The following is a 23321-nucleotide window of genomic DNA, read 5'->3' as shown; positions in this document are numbered from 1 at the left end:
CTCGGCTACCGCCGAGCAGAGGACACCTTCGGTTGCAGTGGCACCGTCGCCGCCTCGACAAAGCTCGCGGCGAGTGTCGCGGGCGACGACAGTTGCGCTTCGTGGCTACCGGGGGTCCGCAGCATCGGTGAGCCCTCGGGGAGGCGCCCGGCGAAGCGTTCCCAACCGTATTCGCCTGGGGGCAGCGCCAAGTCGTCCTCGGCGAGCAGATACACCGAGGGAAGTGCGAGCCGCGCCCAGTCATCGAGGTCGAGCGAGTCATTCATGGTGTGGAACGGCTGGCGTTCGAGGAGCGGGTGGATGACTCGCTGGACCTCGGCTCCGACGTCCTGTATGAACGCTGTTGCGAAGACCTCGAAGGGAAACATCACCGAGTTGTCCCGCGACGACTGGGCCGAGGCCCGGAACATGTCGCCGTAGGCCGGTGGGCACAGATCGATCAGCGATTCGCCCGTGAGCGGAACGAACGCGCTCCAGTAGACGAGTCGGTCGATCCGGTCGGCGATCGCCGCGGCAGCGCCGGACACGGGGAACCCGCCCCAGCTGTGTCCCACGAGAACGATATCGTGCAAGTCCCGCGCCGCGACGTAATCAACAAGCGCTGCAACGGAATCCGATAGCCGAACCTCTGCTCGCGCGTCTTCGGCGCCGAGCCCCGGCAGCGTCGGCGTGTAGACGGTGTGCCCCTGTTCGCGCAGGATCTCGGCGACCGGTCGCCATGACCACCCGCCGTGGCAAGCACCGTGGACGAGAACGAATGTGGACATGTGCGACCTCTCAGCTGTGATCCACCCCATACCTCTGCCACGCTAGGTTTGCCATCCATGTAAGACAAGGACGGAATATCGGAGTATTCATACGGTCCGGCGATCAATGCCGAAGCGGTGCCGGTCGCGATCGATGTGGCGTGACACGCGGTCGATCCCACACGCGGTCGATCACACACTCAACGCCGACCTCTTGACCTTCCCGGTCGCCGTGCGCGGCAGTTCGTCGAGGAACACCACCGACTTGGGTACCTGAAATCGTCCGAGACGCTCGGTGCACCAGGCGATCACGTCGGCTTCGCTGATCGGTTTAGTGGCGATTACCGCCGCGCACACCCGTTGGCCCCAATGCGGGTCGGGTGTGCCGAACACCGCGCATTCCTCGACACCGGGCATCGCAGCGAGGACCTCCTCGACGACCTGCGGGTGGACGTTTTCCCCACCGGTGCAGATCATGTCGTCCGAACGGCCCTGCACATACAGGTAGCCGTCGTCGTCGAGAAAGCCGATGTCACGGGTGTTGAACCAGCCGTCGACGAGCACCCGCGCAGTGGCATCGGGATTGTCGAGATAGCCACGGGTCACACAGGGCGAGCGAAACCACAATTCGCCGGACTCACCGGCCGCGAGTACCGACCCGTCCGGACCGCGGACCTCCACATCGATACCGGCACCGGGTCTTCCGGCCGACGACAGTCGCTCGGGGTGATCGCCCAGGTGATCCTCGACCTCCAGAAAGGCCACGCCGCCACCGGTTTCGGAGAGACCGTAGACCTGTGCGAACTCGCAGCCGAGGAGCCCGATGGCGTCACCGAGCAGTTGCTGGGTGATCGACGAGGCGCCGTAGCCGACGTGCTGCAGCGACGGAAGCGCTCGAGGGTGCTCGCGGAGTTCGCCGAGAAGAGAGTGGATCAAGGTGGGCACCATCAAGATGTGGGTGATGCCGTGCTCCACGATGGCATCGGCGATGCCCGCCGGAGAGGTGTCGGCGATGTAGACCAGCCGCATCCCGATGTACATGCCGTAGTTGGCCCAGGTCGCCCCGGCGGCATGGAAATTCGGTGGGATCACCAGCGCTCGGGAGTTCTCGTCGAAGCGATGGACGGCCGCATAGGGCAGCGTTGCCTCGATCGCGCCGCGGGTCAACGGTACCGCCTTCGGATGTCCGGTCGATCCCGAGGTGAAGTAGATCAGCGCCTCGTCGTCGGCGTCGGTATCGATCGCCGCACGATCGACGCGTGCATCACCCGCCGACACAATGGGCGGCCAGATCTCATCGTCGGGAGCCACCACGGTTCGGCCCGGAACATCCAGGGCGGCAGCAAGTTCCGAATAGTGCGCCTCGTAGACCAGGTGGGCGGGACGCACCGCCTGCGTCATGGCGGCGAGATCCGCCGCCGGCAGACGGAGATTGAGCCCGACGATGGACGCGCCACGGCGCCACGCGGCCAGCACGGTAATCGGATACGCTGCGACATTCGGCCCCAACCACGCCACCCGATCACCGCGCCCGACGCCCTGTGCCGCCAGCGTCGCGGCCAGCCGGTCGGCGGCCGCATCGAGATCGCTCCACGTGAGGTGGCGATACGGGTCGACGACGGCGATGTCGTCGGCGTGCTCGCGGGCGCGCCGACGGACCGCGGCATCGATGCTGTCGTGGATGATGGCCTGTGCGGTCATGGCGGAACCTCCGAACATGCTGATTCTGAAACTGAGTCTAGATTTAGAAACAGTTCCGCGTTCGGTTACGGTCAGATCGGCCGGTCCCGTAATCTCCAATCCGGATTCACGTGCGGCGTGACCACCGGCATGAACGGACACAGAGAGAGCGGCGATGGCGACCAAGCGCAAGGGTGAGCGCACCGAGGGGGCGCTGCTCGACGCCGCCCGCGAGGTGTTTGCCGAGCAGGGCTACTTCAACGCCAAGATCGCCGACATCACGCGCGCGGCGGGCCGTTCGCCGGGATCGTTCTACAACTACTACGAGAACAAGGCGCAGTTACTCGACGCCCTCCTCGACCAGTTCACCGGTGAGGTGATGGAGCAGTCGATGGCCGCGATGTCCGACGACCCGTACCAGAGTGTGCGCGGTGCGGTCACCGCGTACTGGACGACGTCGCGCCAGCATCTGCCGGAGATGATCGGGCTGACGCAGATGGCGATGACCGACGAGAGGTACGCGCAACGTGCGCGCGAGATGCGCGCGGTCGGGATGCGCGGGGTCATGACGCACCTCAAGCGTGCCCGCAAGGCCGGCCATCTGGCCGGCATCGACCTGCCGACGATGGCGTCGGCGATCATCTCGATGCTCGAATCCTTTTGCTGGACATGGCTGGCGGGCAACGGTGACATCGGTGTCGAGCCGCCCGACGACGAGACGGCGATCGCCACCATGACCGCGCTGTGGTACGGCGCGATGTACGGCCCGACGGACTGACGTCAGGCCGGATCGCGTGCGTCAGGCCAGATGCCGTGCCGCGTGCGGCACCGCATCGCGTGGAATCTTGCCCTGGAATCCGTCACCGATTGCGCGCAGCTTCCACTCCCCGTTCTCACGGGAGATGACCGCCATCGTCACCCCGGTGAACGCCATCCCGCCGGCAAGCGTGAACCGGGCCAACTCGGCGCCCGTGGTCTCGTCGACGAGGCGGCAGTAGGCGTTGTCGACCTCCTGGAAGGTCTGCCCCTGATACGAGGTGACGGTGAAGACGAGATTGTCGATGGCCGGGTGAATCGCGGTCAGATCGACGTTGATCACCTCGTCGTCGCCCTCGCCCTGACCGGTCAGATTGTCGCCGGAGTGCACGATCGAGTTGTCGTCGCTGCGCAAGCTGCCGTAGTAGACGACGTCGGCGACCTGCCCGCGGCTGAACATGAGCACCGAGGCGTCGAGGTCGATGTCGCGTTGGCGTCCGCCGAAGAATCCGCCGCGCTTGATCGGGTCCCATCCGAGGCCCATGCGGATGCGGGTGAGCGCGACGCCACCGTCCTTGCGCAGCGACACCTTCTGGCCCTTGGACAGATCCACGCGCCGATTCTTGGTCAGGCTGACCTCGCCGGGCGCGCTGGGCGGTGCCGGTGTCGGGGGAGTCGGCGGCGCCGGAGGTGGCGGGGCGAATCCCTGCGGCGCGGGACCCTGCGGAGTGAATCCCGGTGGTGGCGGGGCATATCCGGATGTCGGCGCGGGTGGCGGAGGTGGAGGTGGGGTCACCGGGGCGGCCGGCGTCGGGGCCGGCGCATCGTCGACCGAGACACCGTGATCGCGCACGAGGTCGGCGAATCCGCCCGCGTAACCCTGGCCGACCGCGCGGACCTTCCAGCCGGCGCCGCGGCGGTACAGCTCGAGCGCCACCACCACCGATTCGGTGGAGAGTCCGTCGATCGTGTACGTGAACAGTTCGGTGCCGCGGGCGTCGGTCACGTGGGCGACCGGAGCCCCGAGTCGACCGAAGCTCGACGCCGCGTCGCCGAGGGTGATCACCGCGCGTACGGCGTGGATGTCGGCGGGCACCGCGTCGGTCCGCACCCGCAGCACCGGCCGGTTCGACGGATTCTGCAGGTCCACGCCCGGTCCGGTGGGCTGGTTGTAGAACACGAAGTCGGCGTCGGTGCGAACCGTCATCGCGTCGGTCACCAGCAGGGCCGACAGATCGGCCGGAGCTCCCACATCGACGGAGACGAGGACCTCACTTCCCGGCAGTGGTGCGTTCTGGCCCTTGGTCAGTACGGTCATGCCCCCATCCTGGCATCCGCGCCGACACGGGCGAGAAACCATTCGACGATCTGCTCCCCGCCCAGGGCACCGGGATCGGAGGTGATCGTCAGATCGGGGCGCGTCCAACCGATCTGGTCGAGTTCGCCGTGGCACGGTCGGACGGCCGCGGCGGCGTAGGTGAGCAGGTCGATGTCGAGACGGCCGTCGCCGGCGGCGTAGACCTCGTTCGCGGCGGCCAGCGTGCCGTCGTCGACGAGCCGCTCGCGGACGTGGGCGAGTGCCGCAGACTTGGTGACCTCGCGCGGCAGCGCGTAGATCTTGCGGCCTTGCTGCGAGACCGTCCACTCCCGGGCCGCGCACCACGCGCGCCAGTCGTCGAGGAAGGTCGCGGGCTGGGTGTCGAGGTCGACGACGATGTAGCAGAACAGATCGTCGGCGGTGCGCAGCGAGCGCACCCAGCCGTCGTCGATGCGGGCCGCCAGCCCGGCCGTCACCTCGGCCAGCGGTGCCGAGGTGGCGGCGACGCGTCGCTCGATGTGGGCTCGCCACGCCGCGTCGTCGGCGCCGTCGCACAGCACACGGCCGCCGCTGGAGACGACCGCATGGCGAAACGGACTGCCGGGCAGCGTGATCCGCCCGAACTGCGCCGGCGTTCGGGTGGTCACCGGGATCACCGGCACCAGCTCGGTGAGCTGCGCCAACAGGCCGTGGGCCCGGCGGGTCATGTACGAGAGCGGGGCGTCTTGATAGATCTCCACACACACCGGATCGACGTCGGCAAACTGGCTCTCGCCCATCGCCGTTCGGGAGTAGATCAGGGTGCGATCCAGGTCGGTGGCGAGCAGGCCGGTGGAGGCAGGGCCGCTCACGCATCCTCCTTGACGAGCCCGACGCAGGAGTAGGCCAGATCAGAGCGCACCTCGACGGGAACCCCGCGTTCGGCGGCGAGCACCCGGATGTGGTGGTGTTCGGGCAGATCCGGCTCGCGGACGAGAACCATCCACGGCACGCGCCGCAGGAGCACGCGGGTGGTCTCGCCGACACCGGGTTTGACGAAGTTCACCGACGACACCCCGTACTCGTCGCGTAGGCGCTCCATCGACGCCCAGCCGGACCACCGCGGCTCTCGATCACTGTCGAGGATGCGCTCGATACTTCTCCGGACGTCGGGCTCCACCTCGGCGAAACGCTCGGACACGGTGTCCAGGAACAGGTTCGACACGTCGAATTCCCGGAGGTGTTGGTAGAACTTGGCGCCGTGGAACTCCCCGGGACCGATGTGGTCGGCGTTGAGCACCGTGCGCGACACCAATCCCGACACCGTCGAGTTCAGACACGCCGAGGCGATGAGGAAATCGTCGCGGGTGCCGTAGGTGCGGGTACACGACCCGGGATCGGCGAGGACGGCGAGCTCGTCGGCCAGCCGCGCGCCGCCGGCACGGGCGTAGGCGTCGAGGGCGTCGGTGAGTTCGCGCGCGATCGCGCCCTTGCCGGTCCACCCGTCGACGAAGACCACCGACTCGGGGCGGTGCCGTGCGGTGATGTGGTCGAGGGCGACGGTGTCGATGCCGCGGTCCCGCACGATGGAGATCGTGTAGTGCGGTGCGTCGAGGCCGTGCGCGAAACGTATCCACCGCCGCATCAGGATGCCGACGGGGGTGCCCGCACGCGCCAGTGACACCAGCGTGGGCTGTCGATCACGTTCGGCGACAACGAGTTCGCTCACCACTGCGGTGGCGTGCGCGAGCCGGGCGGCGGACTCCCGCAGAGCGGTGTGGAACAGCTCCTGATACTGCGCGCCCGGCTGGTACTCGATCGGTAGGGACTCGGCGTAATGGGCGGCGCCGGACTGGATGCGACGCTCGCGCTCGGCCAGCTCACCTTCGAGAGCAACATGCGAGAGGTCTTTCAGCAGCCAGGTGACCTCGTCGGGGTCGTACGACCCGAAGGCGGGCCCCCGCAGCGGCGGTGGTGCGGACGTGGTCATCGGGGCCCCTTGCCGGTCGGGAGGATCGCCAGGCACACATCGTGGCCCGCGGCGGTCACCACGTCGAGAAGGCCGCCCGGCGCGCGCAGCAGGTCGGTGTCGGCGGGCGCGTCGATGACCATCACCACCGTTGCCCCCGGCACCAGGTTGTAGACGAAACGGGGTGTCCCGGGGTCGGATTCGGGTGCGGTGAACGTGAACCCGCGACGCAACGGGTAACCGTCGACGTCGCGGACGTGTGCCGGTGAGCGGGTGGTCGTCTGATATCGCGTCGGGATGCCACGCCGGTCGAGTTCCTCGGCGAGACACAGCGGCAGGTACATGAGCTCCTCGTGACCGACGACCACCACCTCGAGCGCCGGATCGAGGTGGTCGGCCACCGCCGCGGTGGCGTCGGCGACCGCATGAGCGAAAGCCTCGGAATCGCTGTGCGCAAACCCATGTCGGCCACCGTCGGGTACGCCCGTCGGCCACGGAAGAGCGATCTCGGTGACGCGGCCACGTCGGTCATCGACCGGGTTGAGTGGGTCGGCAACGCTGTCCCACACCGCGTCGACGAGCCCCTCGGGCAGCTCGATGCTCCCGTCCGCGAGTGCGACGTGATCGATCCGGACGCCGAGTTCGGCTGCGACGCGCGCGGATTCGGCACGGTGGGCATCGGTGCGCATGTCCACCAGTGACGCCACCACATACCGGTCGCGGGGGGTGATCTGCTGCAGCGCGGTGATCGCACGCAAGGCGGTCGAGCCGGTGGAGATCTCGTCGTCGACGAGTATCACGGGCGCCGCCGGGTCCAGCGACAACAGTTCGGGCGAACTCGGTTGCAGCAGATGGGTGGTGGCGTGCGAGTGGCCCTCCTCGAAGGTCCCCGATACGGGAACACCGTCGATGTGTCGCCGCGTGGAGTGCAGATACAGGCGCGCCGAACACCGGTGAGCCACACAATGCCCGAGGCCGGTCGCGGTCTCGGCGAACCCGAGCACCGTGGCAAGCGCCGCGAGGTCGGCACCGAGCAGCTCGATCACGGCGTCGCCGAGGGCGTCGGCGGCACCACGAATCCGGGCGGGCGGGGTGGGGATGTGCTTGCCGAGCACCGTCGACACCAACAGGTGCGCCCGCCGACGGTTGCGCCGCAGCCCGAGTATCACCAGATCATCGGTACCGGTCATCGACACCCCGAACTGTTCGGCCACCCAGTCCGCGGGCCGCGCGGTGGTACTCGTGTGGCTCGGTGAACTCACGCGGCGTCCATCGCGGTGAGCAGGTCGACGAAGTTGACGCCGGGTGCGGTGACGCCGAATGCGGCGGCCCGGTCCATCACCCGTTCGGCCCACTTGCGGTGCGGTTTCATCTCATTCATCTTGTTGCGGTATGCCGATGCGGCCACCCCGCCGGTCGTGCCGGCCAGGATGTCGACGGCGTCGTGATACTCCTCGTGGGTTACCACGCTCAACGCGTGCACCGGTGCCACATGTGCGGGGTGGATGACGGTCTTGCCGTGCATGCCGTTCGCGCGATCGAGAGCGATCTCGCGGAGGAGACCGTCGATGTCGCGACTGACGAGCTGCTGGCGGAACCACACCGCATCGTGATCGCGGAACGGGGTGGTGCGCAGTTGCGGGGCGAAAAGGCGCTCGTGATCGGCGAAGTACTCCCACACCGGCCCGGTGATGACGTGACCGGTCCCGTCCGCGCGGCCGAGGATGTTGACGACGCAGGCGATCGCGTCGGCCGCCACCCGCACATCGTAGATCGTCAGATCGCGGTCGCGACGAATGCCGAACAGCCCGCACATGTCGGTGGCGCCGATCCGCACCGCCAGCACTTGATCGCGGTGATCGTCGAGAGCTGTGGCAATGGTGGCCAATTCGTCATCACGCGACTCCCGGTGCACCAGCGCCGCCGATTCGAGCACCGGCATCGCCCACAGGTGACCGCCCAGACGTCGCGCGGACCGATCGATCTCCTGCAACGCCGTATCTGCTTCGCCGGCACTGAATTTCGGGATGACGAACCCGGAGAGCGCCCCGGCGGACTCGAGCTTGGAGGTGATGGAGGAGATCTGGGAGACGTCCCGGACCCGCACGAACAACAACATCTGCCCGGCCGCGGACCCGTCGAGTTGGTGCAGGGCGGCGACGGTCGCGTCGATCGCCTCGTCGGAATGCTCGTCGGCGACGGCGTCCTCGAGGTCGATGACCATGGAGATGACGCCCTCTCGATGACGTCGTGCGATGACCTCGGCCAGGTCGGGGCGGGTGGCCGGAACGTAGAGCGTCGCACCCAGGGCGACGGCGGTGCGTTGCGTCGACCACTGGGCCGTGATCGGCTCGGGCCGACGCAGGAACAGCCGGTCGAGGACGTCGGGAGCGAGCTGGTGAAAATGCCTCGGGCCGGTGACCTCGGCCGTCGAGTCGGTGAATTGATTCGTCGAGTCGACACCCCGCGGCGCGGTCGTGGTCATCGTGCGGCCACCTGTCCTCTCATGCGGTCGACGATCTCGACGATGCGCTGGTCCACGGCACGCAGCTGTGTCAGATACGACCAGTAATCGGGGTGAACTCGGTCGAGCACCCCCCGCGCCCTCGAGATCCGGTCGGCCTGAGCATCGAGCACCGAGCCCCATTCGTCAACCAGAGCGTTGTTGACCGCGAAGTGTTGTGCGTCTCGTAACCGGAACCGCACCCGCTGCTCGGTGGCCGCCGGATCGGCGCGCACCTCACGCAGCAGTCGTAGCCGGTCGCCGACGGCGTCGACGGCCTGCTCGGCGGCGTCGAGATCGTCGCGGGCGGCCTCCGCATCGTCAATGGCCTGGTCGGGCATAGTGCGCAAAGCGGTCCGGGCCGCTTCGAGGTGGGCGTCGGCGGCCCGCAAGTGCTCGCGGATGACGGCGTCGGAGTTCTGCAGATCCTGCGAGCAGTCCCCACTGAACTCGCGTCGCAGGGCCGAGAGTTGGTCGGGGATCTGAGCCTGGCGGGTCTCGATCGCGCTGCGGCGGGTGTCGACCGACCGGATGACGCGCAGGGCGCGGTCGGCGAAGCCGGGAGCGTCCGACAACGCCGACCCGACGCGTTCGGCGGCGGCGAGCACCGCCGTCGCCGCCGACTTCCGGGAGCGGATGCCATCGGCGCTGCCGAACGAGATCGTCGCGTCACGCAATGCGTCGGCGGCACGGGAGACGGTACGCAGCCCGAGGAGCTCGGGTGGGGCCTGATCGAGTGCGGTCGCCGACGTGGTCGCCGCGACCCGCGCGCGTTGCTCGAGCACGCCGAGTTCGGTGATCGAATGCCGGGCGCGATCGAGTTCGGCGGCGTGGGTCTGCCCGAAGCGGGTCATCTCCTCGGTCATCGCGTCCAGCGCGTCGGTGCAGCGTGTGAGCTCTTCGACGCCTGGGCGCGGTCCCTCCGGCGCGCCCGCCGCGGCCGAGAGTCGGAGATACTCGGCGGTCACCTCTGCGTAGCGTTCGCGGACCGAGATCCACTGATCGCGGACGCGGGATCGGGGATCGAGATCGTGTGCGGTCTGCACCGCGGAGTCGATGTCGGAGAGTGCGGATTCGGAGGCGAGGAACGCCGACGTCATTCGAGTCGTGTACGCATCGAGATCGGCTTGTGCACGTGAGCTGGCCCCGAACCATCTCCTCGCAAACTTCCTGGGCACGCCACCGATGCTATCGACTAGGTTCTTCGGCAGGCGTGTCGTATCGGACGAACGGCACAATCGCGAAGGGGTGGCGTATGCAGCTCGTACAGCGTTCCAAACGGGTGGTGGAGGCCCGGCTCAACAACACAGCGGTCCGGGCACTGTCGGGGTCGATGGTCGCCTATGAGGGACAGGTCAACTTCAAGTCCGCCGGATTCGGTGGTGGCGACGGGCTTCTCGCCGGGATGAAGCAACGTGCCACCGGTGAGGGACTGTCGTTGATGGAGGCCTCCGGTAGCGGGGTGGTGTACTTCGCCCACAACGCCGCCGAGACCACCATCATCGAGATGAACGGTGAGACCCTGCAGGTCGAATCCCAGCAGTTGATGGTGCTGAACGGGAATCTGCAGACCAACGTCACCTTTGCCGGGGTGCGCGGCGCGACGGCGGGTCAGGGGCTGTTCACCACCACCGTCACCGGCCACGGTCAGATCGCCTTGCTCTCGCAGGGCGGCCCACTGATCCATCTCGAGGTGAGCCCGCAGTATCCGCTCGTCGTGGACCCCGACGCCTTCGTCTGTGCGCGCGGCGCGTTGAGCCAGTCCTTCGTCACCGACGTCAGCTGGCGCAGCGCGCTGGGACAGGGTGGCGGAGAGGCGTTCTCGCTGCGCTGGGACGGTACCGGCGTGGTCTCCATCCAACCGGCCGAGCGATAGGGGAGCACCGACATGTTCGAGAAGGTCAACAGCAAGGTCGTCTCGGTCGACATCAGCCGCAGCGGGCCGGTCGTCGCGCGGCGCGGGGCGATGCTCTTCTACACCGGCAACGTCTTCTTCCAACCCCACCAGGTCGCCGGTGCCGGCGGCGGGATGGGCGGCATGGGCGGAGTTGCCGGAATGGCCGGGCGGATGATGTCCGGTGAACACGAGTCGACGATGGTCGCCCAGGGACAAGGCGTGGTGCACTACGGCTTTCGTGGGATCGAGGTCCAGATCATCGACGTCGGCGCCGTCGGCGGGATGATCCGCGTGGAGGCTTCACGCACACTTGCCTACACCTCGAATCTGCAGGCGTCCATCGTGTCGGTGACTTCCCAGGGTGGTGGCGGAGGCGGTGGTGGCGGTGGACTGTTGCGCTCGATGCGGTCGGCGGCCGCCGGCGCGATGACCGGGCAGGGCATGTTCACCACGCAGCTGTCGGGACCCGGACAGGTCGTGATCCTCGGTCACGGAGGGGTTTTCGAGCTTCCCGTGTCACCGGACCGGCCGCCGGTGACCGTCGACCCCCAGGCCTATGTCGGGGCGGCCGGACAGGTCAACACCACCCTGCGGTCCACCGTCAGCTGGCGCAACGTCGGCCGAACCGGCGGTGAGGCAATGCAACTGGAGTGCGCCGGACAAGGCGTCGTCTACGTACAGGCATCGGAGGAGAAGTTGTGAGCCAGCTCAACACCGTCTGGAATCCGGCGACCCTACCGACCGACGACAACATCCCCGACAACGACTACTCCTTCTGCATCGACCTCAACCAGCCATGGTTCATGTCCAAGGGCGCGATGATCGCCTACTACGGGCAGATGAACTTCACGGCACTGACCCACGGCCTCTCCGGGCAGCTGTTGCACATGGTGGCCCAACAGTTCTCGGCTCCGCTGCACCTGGGCGACTACGTGGTGGCCGAGGGTCAGGGCAAGCTCATCATCGGCGACCGCGGCTACAATATCAACGCCTACGACCTCGACGACGGCAACCTCACCATCCGGGCCGCCAATCTCCTTGCGTTCCAACCACAGTTGTCGCTGCAGCAGTCGATCGTGCCCGGCTTCCTGACGCTCATTGGCACCGGGAAGTTCCTCGCGTCGTCCAACGGGCCGGTGATGTTCGCCGAACCGCCGGTGCGCGTCGACCCCGAAGCCCTCGTCGGGTGGGCCGATTGCCCGTCGCCGAGCCATCACTTCGACGAGGCGTGGGTGAACTCCTTCATCGCCGCCGCCGGCCGGCGATTCGGCATCAACTCCGGCGAGGAGCGCCAGTTCGACTTCACCGGCAGCGGAACGGTTCTCATCCAGTCGAGCGAGAAGGTCCGCAACGACACCTCCATCGTCCGGACCATCCAGGGCCACCTACCCGGGCTGTCGGTGCCCGGACTGCAGCAGATCAATCAGGAGATCACCCAGCAGCTGGGGCAACAGCAGTAGGAGACAGGTAGAACGCCAACGCGGCACGAACTCGCGGACGCGCCCCGTGCAGAGGGGGCGCCCACGAGCTCGTGCCGCGTTGGTGTATCCGTGTGGTGTATCGGTGTCGGTCGAACTCAGATCTCGATGTGATCCTTGGCGTCCTCGGGCTCGTTGCGGCGCCGGACGACGCTGGAGATGAAGGCCGCCACGATCAGCACGACGCCGACGAGGCCGGTGACGACCTCGGGAACGTGGGTGCCGATCGAGTAGAACAGGATCAACGCGAGAGCGCCGATGGCCCAGTGCGCTCCGTGCTCGAGGTAGACGTACTCGCTCAGTGTGCCCTTGCGGACCAGATAGACGGTCAGCGAGCGGACGAACATCGCGCCGATCAGGCCGAGGCCCAACGCGATGATGATCGGGTCCGCGGTGATCGCGAATGCGCCGATGACGCCGTCGAAGGAGAACGACGCGTCGAGCACCTCGAGGTAGAGGAACAAGAAGAAGCCGGCCTTGCCGGTGGCCTTGGCGAGATCGCTCGGTCCCGAACGGCGGCGTACCTCGGCGTCGGCAACGCCCGCGGCGTCGTCGACCCCGGGCGTGCGTTGCGCTTGTGCGCGTTCGTCATCGGACTCGTCGGGATCGTCGTCATCGGTGTTGAACAGCTCACCGAGACCGTTCACGGCGAGGTAGGTGATCATGCCGAGGATGCCGGCGAACAGAACCGTCGACCGCTCCTGATCGGGTGCGATGAACTCGGCGGTGATGATGAGCAGGACCGCCGCGACGACCACTTCGAGCTGGTCGAGCTTGCCGATCTTCTCCAGCGGCCGTTCGATCCAGCTGAGCCAGGTGATCTCCTTCTCCTCGAAGATGAAGCCCAGGAACAACATCAGCAGGAACATGCCGCCGAACGCCGCGATCTGCGGGTGGGCATCGGTGATATAGGTTTCGTAGCTCGGCGAGCCGTCGGGGAAGTACGCGGCCCCGTCGGCCGGCGGGTTCAGCGCCAATCGCATCGCCTCGACCGGGTTCAGGCCCGAGGCCAGCCACACGATGACGAGCGGGAACACCAGTCGCATACCGAACACGGCGATGATCACGCCGATGGTGAGGAAGATCTTCTGCCAGAACTCGCTCATCCGCCGCAGCACGGTGGCGTTGATGACGGCGTTGTCGAAGGACAGCGAGACCTCGAGGATGCCGAGGATGAGGGTCAGGAACAGGGCCGTCGTGCCGCCGTAGAAGAAGGCGGCGATCAGGGAGAGGACCGTGACGACGATGGAGAGACCGAATATTCGGAGTACCACGGGGATGTGGCCTTTCTACATGTGGACGAGCGACAGGAGTCGAAACGACATGTGTACTGCCGGTGTGTGTACAACGAATGCCGCACCCGTCGCCATGAGCGGGTGCGGCATTCGCGCGATGTGTCGGTTTCTCAGACGTTGACGCCGTAGTCGCGGGCGATGCCCGCGAGGCCGGAGGCGTAGCCCTGGCCGACGGCACGGAACTTCCACTCCGCACCGTTGCGGTAGAGCTCGCCGAACACCATGGCGGTTTCGGTGGAAGCGTCCTCGGACAGGTCGTAGCGGGCGATCTCGGCACCGCCGGCGCGGTTCACGACGCGGATGTAGGCGTTGCGGACCTGGCCGAACGACTGGCTGCGTGCGTCGGCGTCGTAGATCGAGACGGGGAAGACGATGCTGTCGATCTCCGGCGGGACACCCGCGAGATCGACGTTGATGACCTCGTCGTCGCCTTCGCCCTCACCGGTCAGGTTGTCGCCGGTGTGCTCGATCGAGCCGTCCGGCGAGCGCAGGTTGTTGAAGAAGACGAAGTGCTGATCGGAGAGCACCTTCTTGTTGGTGCCCAGCGCGATGGCGCTGGCGTCGAGGTCGAAATCGGTACCGGTGGTGGTACGGGCATCCCAGCCGAGACCCACGGCGACCGCGGTCAGACCGGGGGCCTCCTTGGTCAGCGAGACGTTCCCACCCTTGCTCAGGCTCACGCCCATGTCCGTATGCCTTTCTTTCGTTGAACGGCCAACCGCAACTCTACGTGCGATGCCACACACCTTATGCGAAGAGTTTGGCATCGGACAGGGATGCGTCAGCCGACCGAACGAACTGTGGATGACAAGGAAATTGCGTCAGGCGCGGCGACGGCCGGACGGCAATCGCCGCTCACCCCAACAGCTTCTTCTGCACCTTCCCCATTGCGTTGCGCGGCAACGACTCCACCCGACGGATCTCGCGCGGACGCTTGTGCGCCGAGAGTTCGGCGCTCACGAACGCGATGAGGTCCTCGTCGCTGCCGGACCCGTCGCTGCCGGGCCCGTCGATGGCCTGCTCACCGACGACGTAGGCGACGATGCGCTGGCCGAGATCGTCGTCGGGGACGCCGATGACGGCCACCTCGGCGACCGACGGGTGGGCGAGCAGGACGGTCTCTATTTCGCCTGCGCCGATCCGGTATCCGCCGGACTTGATCAGATCGGTGGCGCGGCGTCCGACGATGCGATGCATGCCGTCACCGTCGATGACGGCGACATCGCCGGTGGCGAACCAGCCGTCGTCGAGCCAGCTCTGCGCGGTCGCCTCGGGCCGGTTGAGGTATCCCGATGCCAGCATGGGGCCGCGGACGTGCAGGTCGCCGACGGATTCGCCGTCGTGCGGCAGCACGGCATCGCCCTCGACCAGGCGCGTCTGCACGCCGTCGAGCGGGAGTCCGACCCAGCCTGGTCGGCGTTCGCCGTCGGCGCGGGTGCTCACGGTGATCATCGTCTCGGTCATGCCGTAGCGTTCGACGATCTCGTGGCCGGTGGCCGCGCGGATCCGGTCGAACACCGGCACGGGTAGGGGAGCGCTCCCCGACACCAGCAGCCGCGCCCCCGACAGCCGGCGGGCCGACTCCGGCTCCGCGCCGATCCTCGACCACACCGTCGGAACCCCGAAGAACATCGACGCGCCGGCGTCGGCGGCGCGGGCGTAATGGTCGGGAGTCGGCGTGACGGTGTGGATCAGCCGGCCGCCGCGCCGCAGCGGTCCCAGCACCCCAAGGATCAGGCCGTGGACGTGGAACAGCGGAAGGCCATGGGCGAGTGTGTCTTCCGACGTCCATGCCCAGGCGTCGGTGAGGGCGTCGAGGCCTGCCGCGATCGCGCGTCGTGTGATCGGGACGCCCTTGGGCAAGCCGGTGGTGCCCGAGGTGTAGAGGATCAGTGCAGTGGCGTCGGCGGGTGGTTCGGGATGGGAATGCCAGGACTTGGCGTAGCGGCGGACCGGGATGGCCGGGAGCGACGTCTCGGCGGGGGCCTCACCCAACCAGGCCTGTGCGCCGGAATCCTGCAGGATGTGGTCGAGTTCGCGGCGCCCCGAATCCGGCGCCACCGGCACGATCGCGACCCCCGCGATCAGGCCGCCGACGACGGCGAGGACGGTCGAGGCCGTCGGGCGGGTGAGGACGGCGAGCGTGTGTGCCCCGCGAATACGTTCGGCCACCGCGGTCGCGGCACCGACGAGGTCTTCGCGTGACAGACGGTCGTCACCGACGACGACGGCATCGGACAGGTCGGGTGCGTGGGGGATCAGCGACGGCAGCAGCACAGTCCCATGCTGCCACCCGACCCTGAGCTGCGAGCCGACTCACCCTGCCGCGTGCAGGATTTCCCGCGGACGCACCCATCCGTCACTCATCAGCCGCAGCAGCAGCTGTGCCTTGTTGCCGATGGGCTTGCCGGCGTCGGCGTAGCGCTGGGTCACCCGGCGATAGTGTTCGCGCACGGTGCTTTCTGCGATGTGATGGCGCTTGGCCGTCTCGGGCATCGTCGCGCCCAGCGCGTAGGTGGTGAGGATCTGTCGTTCGCGATCGGTCAGCCGGACGCGGACCGACTGGTGGGGAAGGCGATCGGCGACGCTGGTCAGGTATGCCGCGAGCTCGGCCGGGGCGCGCCCGGTGTTCGCGAGGTCGATACCGCGCGGATCGTCGGCGCGCACACCGAGCCCGACGATGATCGCCTTGCGCAGTCGCAGATGTTGCCGGACCTCCATCAGTCGACGCGTCGAGCGGACGATGATGACGGTCCCGGATTCGTCGGCGGGCCGCCCGGAGCGGGAGTGGTCGGCGTCGGGGCGCAGAATGCCGGCCCGATGACCCCAGGCCTCCACGAGAGTGCACAGGGCGGTGTCGAGGATGTCGTCCTCGGCGGCGACCGCGACGAACAGTGGCGCAGCCTCCCCGACGGCGGCGTCGGAGTCGGGAACGACGGTCGGGACGGGGCGATCTGAGGGGTCGTGCGGCATGGATTCAACGATGTCCGGTTTGCGAGGGCAGGTCACCATTTCGTGCGACACAAATGGTCGGGATTCAGGTGTAAAAGGCCCCCAAACCGCGATCGTCATGCGTGATTACGCATGAACGTCGTTAGCGAGGCACAATAGAGGCCATGTCGGAGGGCTTACGTGTACTGGTGGCCTCCCCGTTGGGCGAGGTGGTCGCGGCGCCGTTGCGGTCGCGATTTGCCGACTGGACGGTGGAGGTGGCCACTGATGATTCCGAGTTCATTCGCCGGGTCGCCGGCCGGGTGCGGTTCGATGTGGTGACCGCCGACCTGGTGTGGAACCGGCCGGACACCGAGTGGGCGTTCGACGGTCTCGACGTGATCGAGTCGTTGCGCAATCACGATCGGCTGGCGCCGGTCCTGCTGACCGCGCAGGGTCACAGCATGGAGGCCGACCTCATCGAGGAGGCGCGCCGCCGCGAAGAAGTGGTCGGGGTGGTCGCCAAATCCGATGGCTTCGCCGCGTTCGCCGACGCCATCAGCGTGGCCGCGTTGGGCCGCCGGCTGCCCCAGACCCCCGCGGCCAATCGTCGGCCCAGCCTCTACGAGCTGTTCACCGGCCGCCGCGGGCAGACCGCGGGTCGGATGGCCGGCGCCATCGCCGCCGGCCACGTCTCCGACACCGCGACGCTGGCGCGGGTGGCCAAGGTGTCACCCAACACCGCCAACAAGATCACCAGTCACTACATCGGTCCGATGATCGTCCGTCGGGGCGAGCACGACGAGGATCTGCCGATGACCCAGGCGTCGGTGTACCGGTGGTGCGGACTGCACGCCCGCTACCTGATGAGCTGGTGTCGCCGCAACGGTCACGCCGACGTATTGGCGGCGTGACCGGCAGCCCGCGTCACGCTGCCAGCGCTCCGTCGACCGCCAAACGGTAACGGCCCGAGGATAGTTCGCCTCCACACACGATGGTGCGGGCGGCGAAGGCGCCGACCACACCGGCCAGGCTCGCGGCGGTGCCCAACTGCGGCCACGACGGAATGGTCCGGCCCACCTCGGCGAGCGCCTGCGACAGTCGCGGCGCCACGTCGTCACCGACGATGGCCCCGGCCAGCCGGACCCGATTCGCCGGATCACGTAGGGCGGCGGTATCGAGGTCGGTGATCTCCCCGGCGCTTCCGTGGAAGAGGGGATAGTCGGGGTCGACGTCGTAGCGTTCGACGTCGAGGATCACGTTGTCGCCGTCGTCGGTGACCATGATCAGTGGCAGCCCGGCCCGGCGGGTATGCACCCGCAGCGCGACCTTCATGGCGAGGTCGTCCATCTCCTCGATCACGACGTCGACCGCGCGGCCGTCGGGTGACCGCAAGAACTCCGGTGCCATGGCCGGCTCGAAACCCTGCGCCCACGTGGTGACCTCGGCGTACGGATCGGCCTCGAGGAGACGCCGGGCAGCCAGGGTCGTCTTCTCGACGCCGAGATCGCACACCGAACCCGACAGCCGGTTCAGGTTGGTCGGCCCGAGGGTGTCGGGGTCGGCGAGATGGAATCGGCGGGCGCCGGTCAATCCCGCGACGCCGACAACGGAGGCGCCGACGCTCAGCCCGGCCACCGCCAGTCGCGCGGCCGACCAGGCGGCCTGCTCGTCGTCGGTGATCAGAAAGCGATTGCGTGCGGTGCGCAGTCGGTGAAAGACCGGGTCGACGGGTGTGCGGACCACGGTGTGCCGCCACGGGTAGACGACGTAGCGGCTCCACTCGTCGAGGTCGCCGTCGTCGGGGTCAACGTCGGAGGGGTCGCCGCCTTCGGGGACGGGTTCGCCGGTGAACGCGGCGAGCGCGGTCAGCTCGGGCAGTGCGGTCGTCCACGCGTCGACCAGCCGGTACTCGCCCGCTGTGCACAGGGTGTCGATGTGGCTGCGGTCGTGGGTGGGGTGAAGAATCTCGATCATCGTGCTGCTCCTCGGATGTAGACGTCCTTTGCGCCGGAACCGAATCCCGCCGAGTGGTACTCGTACAGGGAGACGGTGGGGCGGGCGGCTTTCCCCAATGACGCACTCAGCGCCCGGAATTCGGAGTTGGTGCTCACCAACGACTCGTGGCAGCGGTCCCGCAGCGCGCGGGCCAGACCTGCCTCGGCGGAGGTGTTCTTGGCCAGTTCGGCACGGATGTGCAGGGTCTGATGATGCTGTTCGCTCTCGAGGACCTCGACGACGAATCGTCCGGTGAGGTCGGCGGCGAAGGCTGGGTCCTCGAACGCCGGCCGCAGGTTGGCCGGGTACACGTTGAGCGAGTGGAAGATTGCCGCGATGTCGGTGCGGCCGTGCAGCACCAGGAAGTGATCGTGCGGCTCCACGTCGGCGGCGAGGTCGTCGTGTCCGTGGGTGCGCAGGATCTCGTGGAGCTGCGTGCCGTCGAGGATCCGTCCGCGGTCGTTGATCCGGTAGCGGATCAACGGCATGGCCGAATCGACCGTGAACAGCAGATGACCCTCGTCGTCGCACTCGGTGTAGCGGTATTCAGGGTGATAGCGCACGAACGTCGGTTGGGCGGTGATGCCGGGACCGAACAACTCATCCGACAGGGCGGCGTCATCGAGGGCGGCTCGCCGGACGGCGATGCTTTTCGGGGTCTCGTAGCCCATCAGTCCGGCGTCGGCGGTGCCGTACTTGAGGCAGATCCGCTCGGGCTCGGAGTGTCGATGCAGCAGATCGAGGACGTGGTCGCGCCACTTCTCGGTGATCGCCTCGCCGGCCAGCAGCAGCTTGATGTCCATCGCGAGCAGATTGGCCGGGGTGTTGTCGAGGAGATCCTTGATCAGTGGTGGATATCCGGCGAGGACGACGTGGTCGTAGAAGGGGCCGAGCTCGGCGAGGGTGGCCACGGCGACGTCGAGATCGATCGCCGGGGTGGCGACGCTGATTCGGTGACCGCGGTTGTTGAGCTCGCTCACGCCGGCCATCGTGTACGTGCCGCCGATCCAGGTACCCATCGCAAAACAGTTGATCAGCAACGTGGTTCGCGGTTGCGAGGTGAAGGAGTCGGTGAAGATCCGGTCGTACATCGCGGCACTCTGCTCGAGGGCGAGCGCTCCACGCCCGAACTGGGTGGGCACTCCGCTCGAGGAACCCGACGTCGACGACCACATCATCGCCTCGGTGATCCGGCCGTCCCAGTAGCGGGCAGGCTGCGGATACCGGGTGATGTAGCCGGCCTTCGTCATCACGGGCAGCTGCGTGAAGGCCTCGGCGTCGATACGTTCGCCGGGATCGATGCCGTTGCGGCGCAGAAAGTCTGCGTAGGCAGGAACCCTGCGGCGGGCACGGTCGGCCATCGCCACGGCCAGGTCCAGATCGCTGATGGTGAGCACGGCGCTCCTCCTCGGGAAGAAGTGGCCGACGTGAGATCGGTTATCTCACTCGCGTTTCCGAGGAGTGAGACGGTTGTCGGCGCCCACTCAGTCTGACCCCGCACATGGTGGTGACGCGAGCCTCACGCGTCCGATTCGACCGATCACCCGACCGCCGAGCGAACAGTAGGGCGAGTGAATGACTGAGAATGAAAGCAGCTGTCGTGCATAGCTTTACAGCGATTTGGTTACCGAGATTCGGCCGTGAAATGGCATTCTGGCGGCTCGCTCGGCGCTCATTTCTGTCGTACCCCTGTGATAGCTCGACGGCTCATCGGTCGGTACGGAGGATGACCTTTCCGCCGGCATGCCCGTCGGAGACCAGGCGCAGAGCCTCCCGGGCCTGCTCGAAACCGAACACCGCACCGATCGGGACGACGAGATCACCGTCGGCGGCGAGTCGAATCAGGTTGGAGCGCACCGCATCCCGAAACTCTGCGCTCTCCGGTTGGCGGCCGCCGAGGGCGCGGAACCCGTCGGCGGCGGCGCGCCGTGGCGCGGCGATCGTGACGATCCGCGAGCGGTCGGCGACGAGATCGAGCGACGCGTCGACCGCCTCATCGGTGCCGACGGCATCGAGCGCGGCGGCGATCGGTCGACCGTCGGCGGCAGCCCGGATGCGGTCGGGCACGCCGGGCCCGTACGTGACGGGCAGGCCGCCGAAGTCGCGTACGCGCTCACACGATCGGCGACCTGCGGTGCCGATGACCCGGATTCCCCGCAGGCGCGCCAGCTGCAGCACCGCCACCCCGACCGCTCCCGACGCACCGTGCAACACGATCAGCTCGTCCCGGGCAGTACGTGCCGCACGAAGCATGTCCGCGGCGGTCGTACCCGCCAGCAGGAGTCCGGCCGCCTCGTCGACACCCAGGGTCTCCGGCCGCGCGAACACCTTCTCCGCGGGCACCGTGAGAGCCGTCGCGTATCCGCCACTGACCCGGAAAGCAAGGACCTCGTTGCCGACTGTTGCGGCACCAGAACCGATCTCGGTGTCGGGGCCCAGCGCGACGATCCGGCCCGCGACCTCGTACCCGATCGGGAGCGGGAAATCCGTCGCGGCACGCGCGTGCTTGAGGTCGGCCGGATTCACCCCGGCGGCGGTCACCTCGATCGTCACCTCACCGCGTGCGGGCGACGGCACGTCGACGTCGGTGAGGGCGAAATCATCGAGGCCGCCCGGGCCGAGGGCGACCCAGCGGCGTGTGGGGGTCATGTGGGGATGCCGGTGCGAGGGCCCATGACTTCAAGGCTACGGCCCTCACGGTTACGGCCCCCGGACTACGGGCCTCATGCTCAGGGCTGAGCGGAGCACGTACCGAGGATGCGCGCCAGCGCATCTCGCTCGGCCGAGGTCACCCACAGGTGGTAGGCGGTCTTGACGGCGATCTGCCGCGACGCATACGTGCACCGATACGCACGGTTCGGGGGTAGCCAGGTCGCGGCGTCGCCGTCGCGCTTCTTCTGATTGGTAGGCCCGTCGGTGGCCTGCAGATTGCGCGGGTCGTTGGCGAAGTCGATGCGCTGTTGCGGTGTCAGCTGTTGCGCGCCCTTCTGCCAGGCATCCGACAACGCCACGACGTGGTCGATCTGCACGGACGACGAGGTGGCCGCGCCGCGCGTGAAACCGAGGGTCTTGTCGGTATAGGGATCGTGCAGCGTCCCCGAGAGCACCACGCATCCGCGCGTGCCGGGCTTGAGGACGATGTCGATGAGATCGCGGCGCAGGATGTCGTTGCGGGTGTCGCAGCCGTTGTGACCGTCGTCGACGTTCACGTCGTCCGACCACGCCTGACCGAACTGTGCGCGACTGTAACCCGTCTTGGGTGCGCGTCCCTTGACCGGCAGAGCCTGCAGCTGCGACCACGCCAGCGCTGCTTCGGGGGACAGCGTCCTCGGGGCGGGTGTCCCGACCGAGGACGATGACGTCGCGGAGCTCGGTGCGGTGTCATTCACCGCGGTCGCGCCGGGTGAGGTAACGGTCACCGGGTCCCCAGGTGCGGCACAGCCTGCGATCGCGGCGATCGCAACCACGGACGCCCCGAGCGCCAGACCTCGTCGTCGCATGGGCCGATTGTGCCGGATCGTCCCGACAGTCCTTCTCACCGCGGGCGGCGGCCCAGGTCACCGTTGTTCCACGGGAAACACTCACGACCGCATCGTGCTCGCCATCGATCCTCCCGATGACCTCGCCGAGACCGTTCCGGCTTCGTAGGCTCGAGACATGTCCGATGACATCGCCGCACAACGGCAACGCGAGGCGCGCCGCGAAGAAATCGTCGACGAATACCGCCTGTGGGCGCTTGGCGAGGTGCCCGAGATCGACTTCGACGAGTCAATGCTGCTGAGCCGCTACCTTCGCGCCGCATTCCGGGTGGTGGACAAAGCGAACCCGGACTTCGACCCGATCGCCTGGACGTCCACGGACGCCGAGATTCTCACCGAGGTCGGGCTCGCCTTCCGGGCCGCGCTCGATACCCTGGTGCCGGGCGAGAAGCTCGGCTTCGCCCTGCACACGTACCTGATCTTCACCGAATCCGCCGGAAAGTGGAGCGGTACGCCCGCTGCGCTGCGGGCCGCGCGCACCGTGGTCGACTCCGCGATCGACGGCCTGCGCCTGGATGACTTCGACGCCGAACGGCAGGTCTTGCTGTCCGTCGAACCCATGCGCAGCCTGTTGGGAATCCTGAAGTGGATCGGGAAGGGAAAACCGACCGCTCCGGGCGGCCAGCTGCCGGCGGGCCTGGACACGTGCGCGACGAAGCTCGGCATCTCCGCAGGGCTCGCCTCGCGGCTCATCCAGTACGCAAGTAACCCCGAGCACGCCCTGATCTCCTACGGCGGCGACGGCCTGATCCACCGCGGCCCCGGCGCCAAGGACTGGCGCGATGGGCGCCCGCCGATCGATCAGGTACGGGATACCTTCTCGGAGTGGGTGGTTCGCCTCCTCGACGACCAACGATCGATGAGCAACCGCGGATCGGGCGAAGAGTTCTGCGCGTTCATCGATGCCGGGTCGTCCTCCACCCCGCGCGGCGTCGACTGGTTCGACTCCCTGTGGGACGACGAGGACGAGGATGACGACGAGATGGACAACGAGGCTGCCGAGGAAATCGCACTCCGGATTCACGACGACCCCTATTACGTGGACAAACCGGGGGATCCGCGAGGCCCTCGACGAGATGATCACCTACGGGTGGATGCGTCTGGAGGACGGCAAATACGTTGTGCCCCAAGGTCTTGAGGGACCGCTCAGTGTTGCAATGAAGGGGTTCGAGCACCAGCAGTATCTTCGTCGAGAAGAGCATCGGCGGCGCAAGAGCAATTCGCGGAGGCGA

General features: G+C 67.6%; 22 protein-coding genes. 6 read left to right on the top strand and 16 right to left on the bottom strand.

The genetic code is table 11. The features are described 5' to 3' along the window. Window positions 1-5: 5 nt before the first annotated feature. Complete coding sequence (locus GOPIP_RS27560) at window positions 6-767, bottom strand: alpha/beta hydrolase (RefSeq protein ID WP_006373195.1); 762 nt, start codon at window positions 765-767, stop codon at window positions 6-8. 171 nt (window positions 768-938) lie between these two features. Then, entirely contained in the window at window positions 939-2447 is a 1509-nt protein-coding gene (locus tag GOPIP_RS27555) for a class I adenylate-forming enzyme family protein (RefSeq protein WP_006373194.1), read from the bottom strand. Window positions 2448-2601: 154 nt separating this feature from the next. Here GOPIP_RS27555 and GOPIP_RS27550 point away from each other — a divergent pair, with 154 nt between their 5' ends. After that, complete coding sequence (locus tag GOPIP_RS27550) at window positions 2602-3204, top strand: TetR/AcrR family transcriptional regulator (protein ID WP_006373193.1); 603 nt, start codon at window positions 2602-2604, stop codon at window positions 3202-3204. Between the two features lie 21 nt (window positions 3205-3225). Here the strand turns inward: GOPIP_RS27550 and GOPIP_RS27545 are convergent, their stop codons facing one another. Genes GOPIP_RS27545 through GOPIP_RS27520 form a run of 6 tightly spaced genes read right to left on the bottom strand, consistent with a single transcriptional unit; the run spans window position 3226 to window position 10051 of the window. After that, window positions 3226-4500: a TerD family protein gene (locus GOPIP_RS27545; RefSeq protein WP_006373192.1), complete on the bottom strand. Its 1275-nt coding sequence runs from the start codon at window positions 4498-4500 to the stop codon at window positions 3226-3228. Then, window positions 4497-5351: an HAD family hydrolase gene (locus GOPIP_RS27540; RefSeq protein WP_006373191.1), complete on the bottom strand. Its 855-nt coding sequence runs from the start codon at window positions 5349-5351 to the stop codon at window positions 4497-4499. The genes GOPIP_RS27545 and GOPIP_RS27540 overlap by 4 nt, the downstream gene beginning before the upstream one ends. Next, complete coding sequence (locus tag GOPIP_RS27535) at window positions 5348-6469, bottom strand: cysteine protease StiP family protein (protein WP_006373190.1); 1122 nt, start codon at window positions 6467-6469, stop codon at window positions 5348-5350. The genes GOPIP_RS27540 and GOPIP_RS27535 overlap by 4 nt, the downstream gene beginning before the upstream one ends. Next, window positions 6466-7710, bottom strand: a complete 1245-nt coding sequence (locus GOPIP_RS27530) for a phosphoribosyltransferase family protein (RefSeq protein ID WP_006373189.1) — start codon at window positions 7708-7710, stop codon at window positions 6466-6468. The genes GOPIP_RS27535 and GOPIP_RS27530 overlap by 4 nt, the downstream gene beginning before the upstream one ends. After that, on the bottom strand, window positions 7707-8933 hold the full coding sequence (locus GOPIP_RS27525) for an HpcH/HpaI aldolase/citrate lyase family protein (protein WP_006373188.1): 1227 nt from the start codon (window positions 8931-8933) through the stop codon (window positions 7707-7709). The genes GOPIP_RS27530 and GOPIP_RS27525 overlap by 4 nt, the downstream gene beginning before the upstream one ends. Next, complete coding sequence (locus GOPIP_RS27520) at window positions 8930-10051, bottom strand: hypothetical protein (RefSeq protein ID WP_006373187.1); 1122 nt, start codon at window positions 10049-10051, stop codon at window positions 8930-8932. Before GOPIP_RS27520 ends, GOPIP_RS27525 begins: the two co-directional genes overlap by 4 nt. Before the next feature lie 155 nt (window positions 10052-10206). On the opposite strand from GOPIP_RS27520, the gene GOPIP_RS27515 reads away from it, so the two are divergent. Genes GOPIP_RS27515 through GOPIP_RS27505 form a run of 3 tightly spaced genes read left to right on the top strand, consistent with a single transcriptional unit; the run spans window position 10207 to window position 12308 of the window. After that, window positions 10207-10827, top strand: coding sequence for an AIM24 family protein (locus GOPIP_RS27515; protein ID WP_006373186.1), 621 nt, complete (start codon window positions 10207-10209; stop codon window positions 10825-10827). 12 nt (window positions 10828-10839) lie between these two features. Next, entirely contained in the window at window positions 10840-11550 is a 711-nt protein-coding gene (locus GOPIP_RS27510) for an AIM24 family protein (protein WP_006373185.1), read from the top strand. Further along, entirely contained in the window at window positions 11547-12308 is a 762-nt protein-coding gene (locus GOPIP_RS27505) for an AIM24 family protein (protein ID WP_006373184.1), read from the top strand. Before GOPIP_RS27510 ends, GOPIP_RS27505 begins: the two co-directional genes overlap by 4 nt. Before the next feature lie 116 nt (window positions 12309-12424). Here GOPIP_RS27505 and GOPIP_RS27500 read toward each other — a convergent pair whose 3' ends face one another. From GOPIP_RS27500 to GOPIP_RS27485, 4 genes are all read right to left on the bottom strand, one after another. Then, entirely contained in the window at window positions 12425-13600 is a 1176-nt protein-coding gene (locus tag GOPIP_RS27500; RefSeq protein WP_006373183.1) for a DUF475 domain-containing protein, read from the bottom strand. A 131-nt stretch (window positions 13601-13731) separates the two neighbouring features. Beyond that, on the bottom strand, window positions 13732-14307 hold the full coding sequence (locus GOPIP_RS27495) for a TerD family protein (protein WP_006373182.1): 576 nt from the start codon (window positions 14305-14307) through the stop codon (window positions 13732-13734). Between the two features lie 169 nt (window positions 14308-14476). Further along, window positions 14477-15898, bottom strand: coding sequence for an acyl-CoA synthetase (locus tag GOPIP_RS27490; protein WP_006373181.1), 1422 nt, complete (start codon window positions 15896-15898; stop codon window positions 14477-14479). A 39-nt stretch (window positions 15899-15937) separates the two neighbouring features. Further along, entirely contained in the window at window positions 15938-16594 is a 657-nt protein-coding gene (locus GOPIP_RS27485) for a helix-turn-helix transcriptional regulator (protein ID WP_006373180.1), read from the bottom strand. Window positions 16595-16737: 143 nt separating this feature from the next. On the opposite strand from GOPIP_RS27485, the gene GOPIP_RS27480 reads away from it, so the two are divergent. Continuing rightward, window positions 16738-17466, top strand: a complete 729-nt coding sequence (locus tag GOPIP_RS27480) for an MSMEG_1198 family transcriptional regulator (RefSeq protein ID WP_006373179.1) — start codon at window positions 16738-16740, stop codon at window positions 17464-17466. Between the two features lie 13 nt (window positions 17467-17479). On the opposite strand, the gene GOPIP_RS27475 is transcribed toward GOPIP_RS27480, so the two are convergent. From GOPIP_RS27475 to GOPIP_RS27460, 4 genes are all read right to left on the bottom strand, one after another. Next, window positions 17480-18529: a ThiF family adenylyltransferase gene (locus GOPIP_RS27475; protein WP_006373178.1), complete on the bottom strand. Its 1050-nt coding sequence runs from the start codon at window positions 18527-18529 to the stop codon at window positions 17480-17482. Further along, a complete protein-coding gene (locus GOPIP_RS27470; protein WP_006373177.1) occupies window positions 18526-19947 on the bottom strand; it encodes a phenylacetate--CoA ligase family protein in 1422 nt (473 codons plus the stop codon). Before GOPIP_RS27470 ends, GOPIP_RS27475 begins: the two co-directional genes overlap by 4 nt. Before the next feature lie 310 nt (window positions 19948-20257). Continuing rightward, on the bottom strand, window positions 20258-21199 hold the full coding sequence (locus GOPIP_RS27465; RefSeq protein ID WP_006373176.1) for a quinone oxidoreductase family protein: 942 nt from the start codon (window positions 21197-21199) through the stop codon (window positions 20258-20260). An 80-nt stretch (window positions 21200-21279) separates the two neighbouring features. Then, window positions 21280-22050, bottom strand: coding sequence for an HNH endonuclease family protein (locus GOPIP_RS27460; protein WP_006373175.1), 771 nt, complete (start codon window positions 22048-22050; stop codon window positions 21280-21282). 157 nt (window positions 22051-22207) lie between these two features. On the opposite strand from GOPIP_RS27460, the gene GOPIP_RS27455 reads away from it, so the two are divergent. Next, window positions 22208-23227: a hypothetical protein gene (locus GOPIP_RS27455; protein ID WP_006373174.1), complete on the top strand. Its 1020-nt coding sequence runs from the start codon at window positions 22208-22210 to the stop codon at window positions 23225-23227. The last annotated feature ends 94 nt before the right edge of the window (window positions 23228-23321 follow it).

Source organism: Gordonia polyisoprenivorans NBRC 16320 = JCM 10675 (genome assembly GCF_000241325.1).
GTDB classification, from domain to species: domain Bacteria; phylum Actinomycetota; class Actinomycetes; order Mycobacteriales; family Mycobacteriaceae; genus Gordonia; species Gordonia polyisoprenivorans.
The sequence above is the reverse complement of the archived record's forward strand: the minus strand, read 5'-3'. Positions and strand labels throughout refer to the sequence as shown.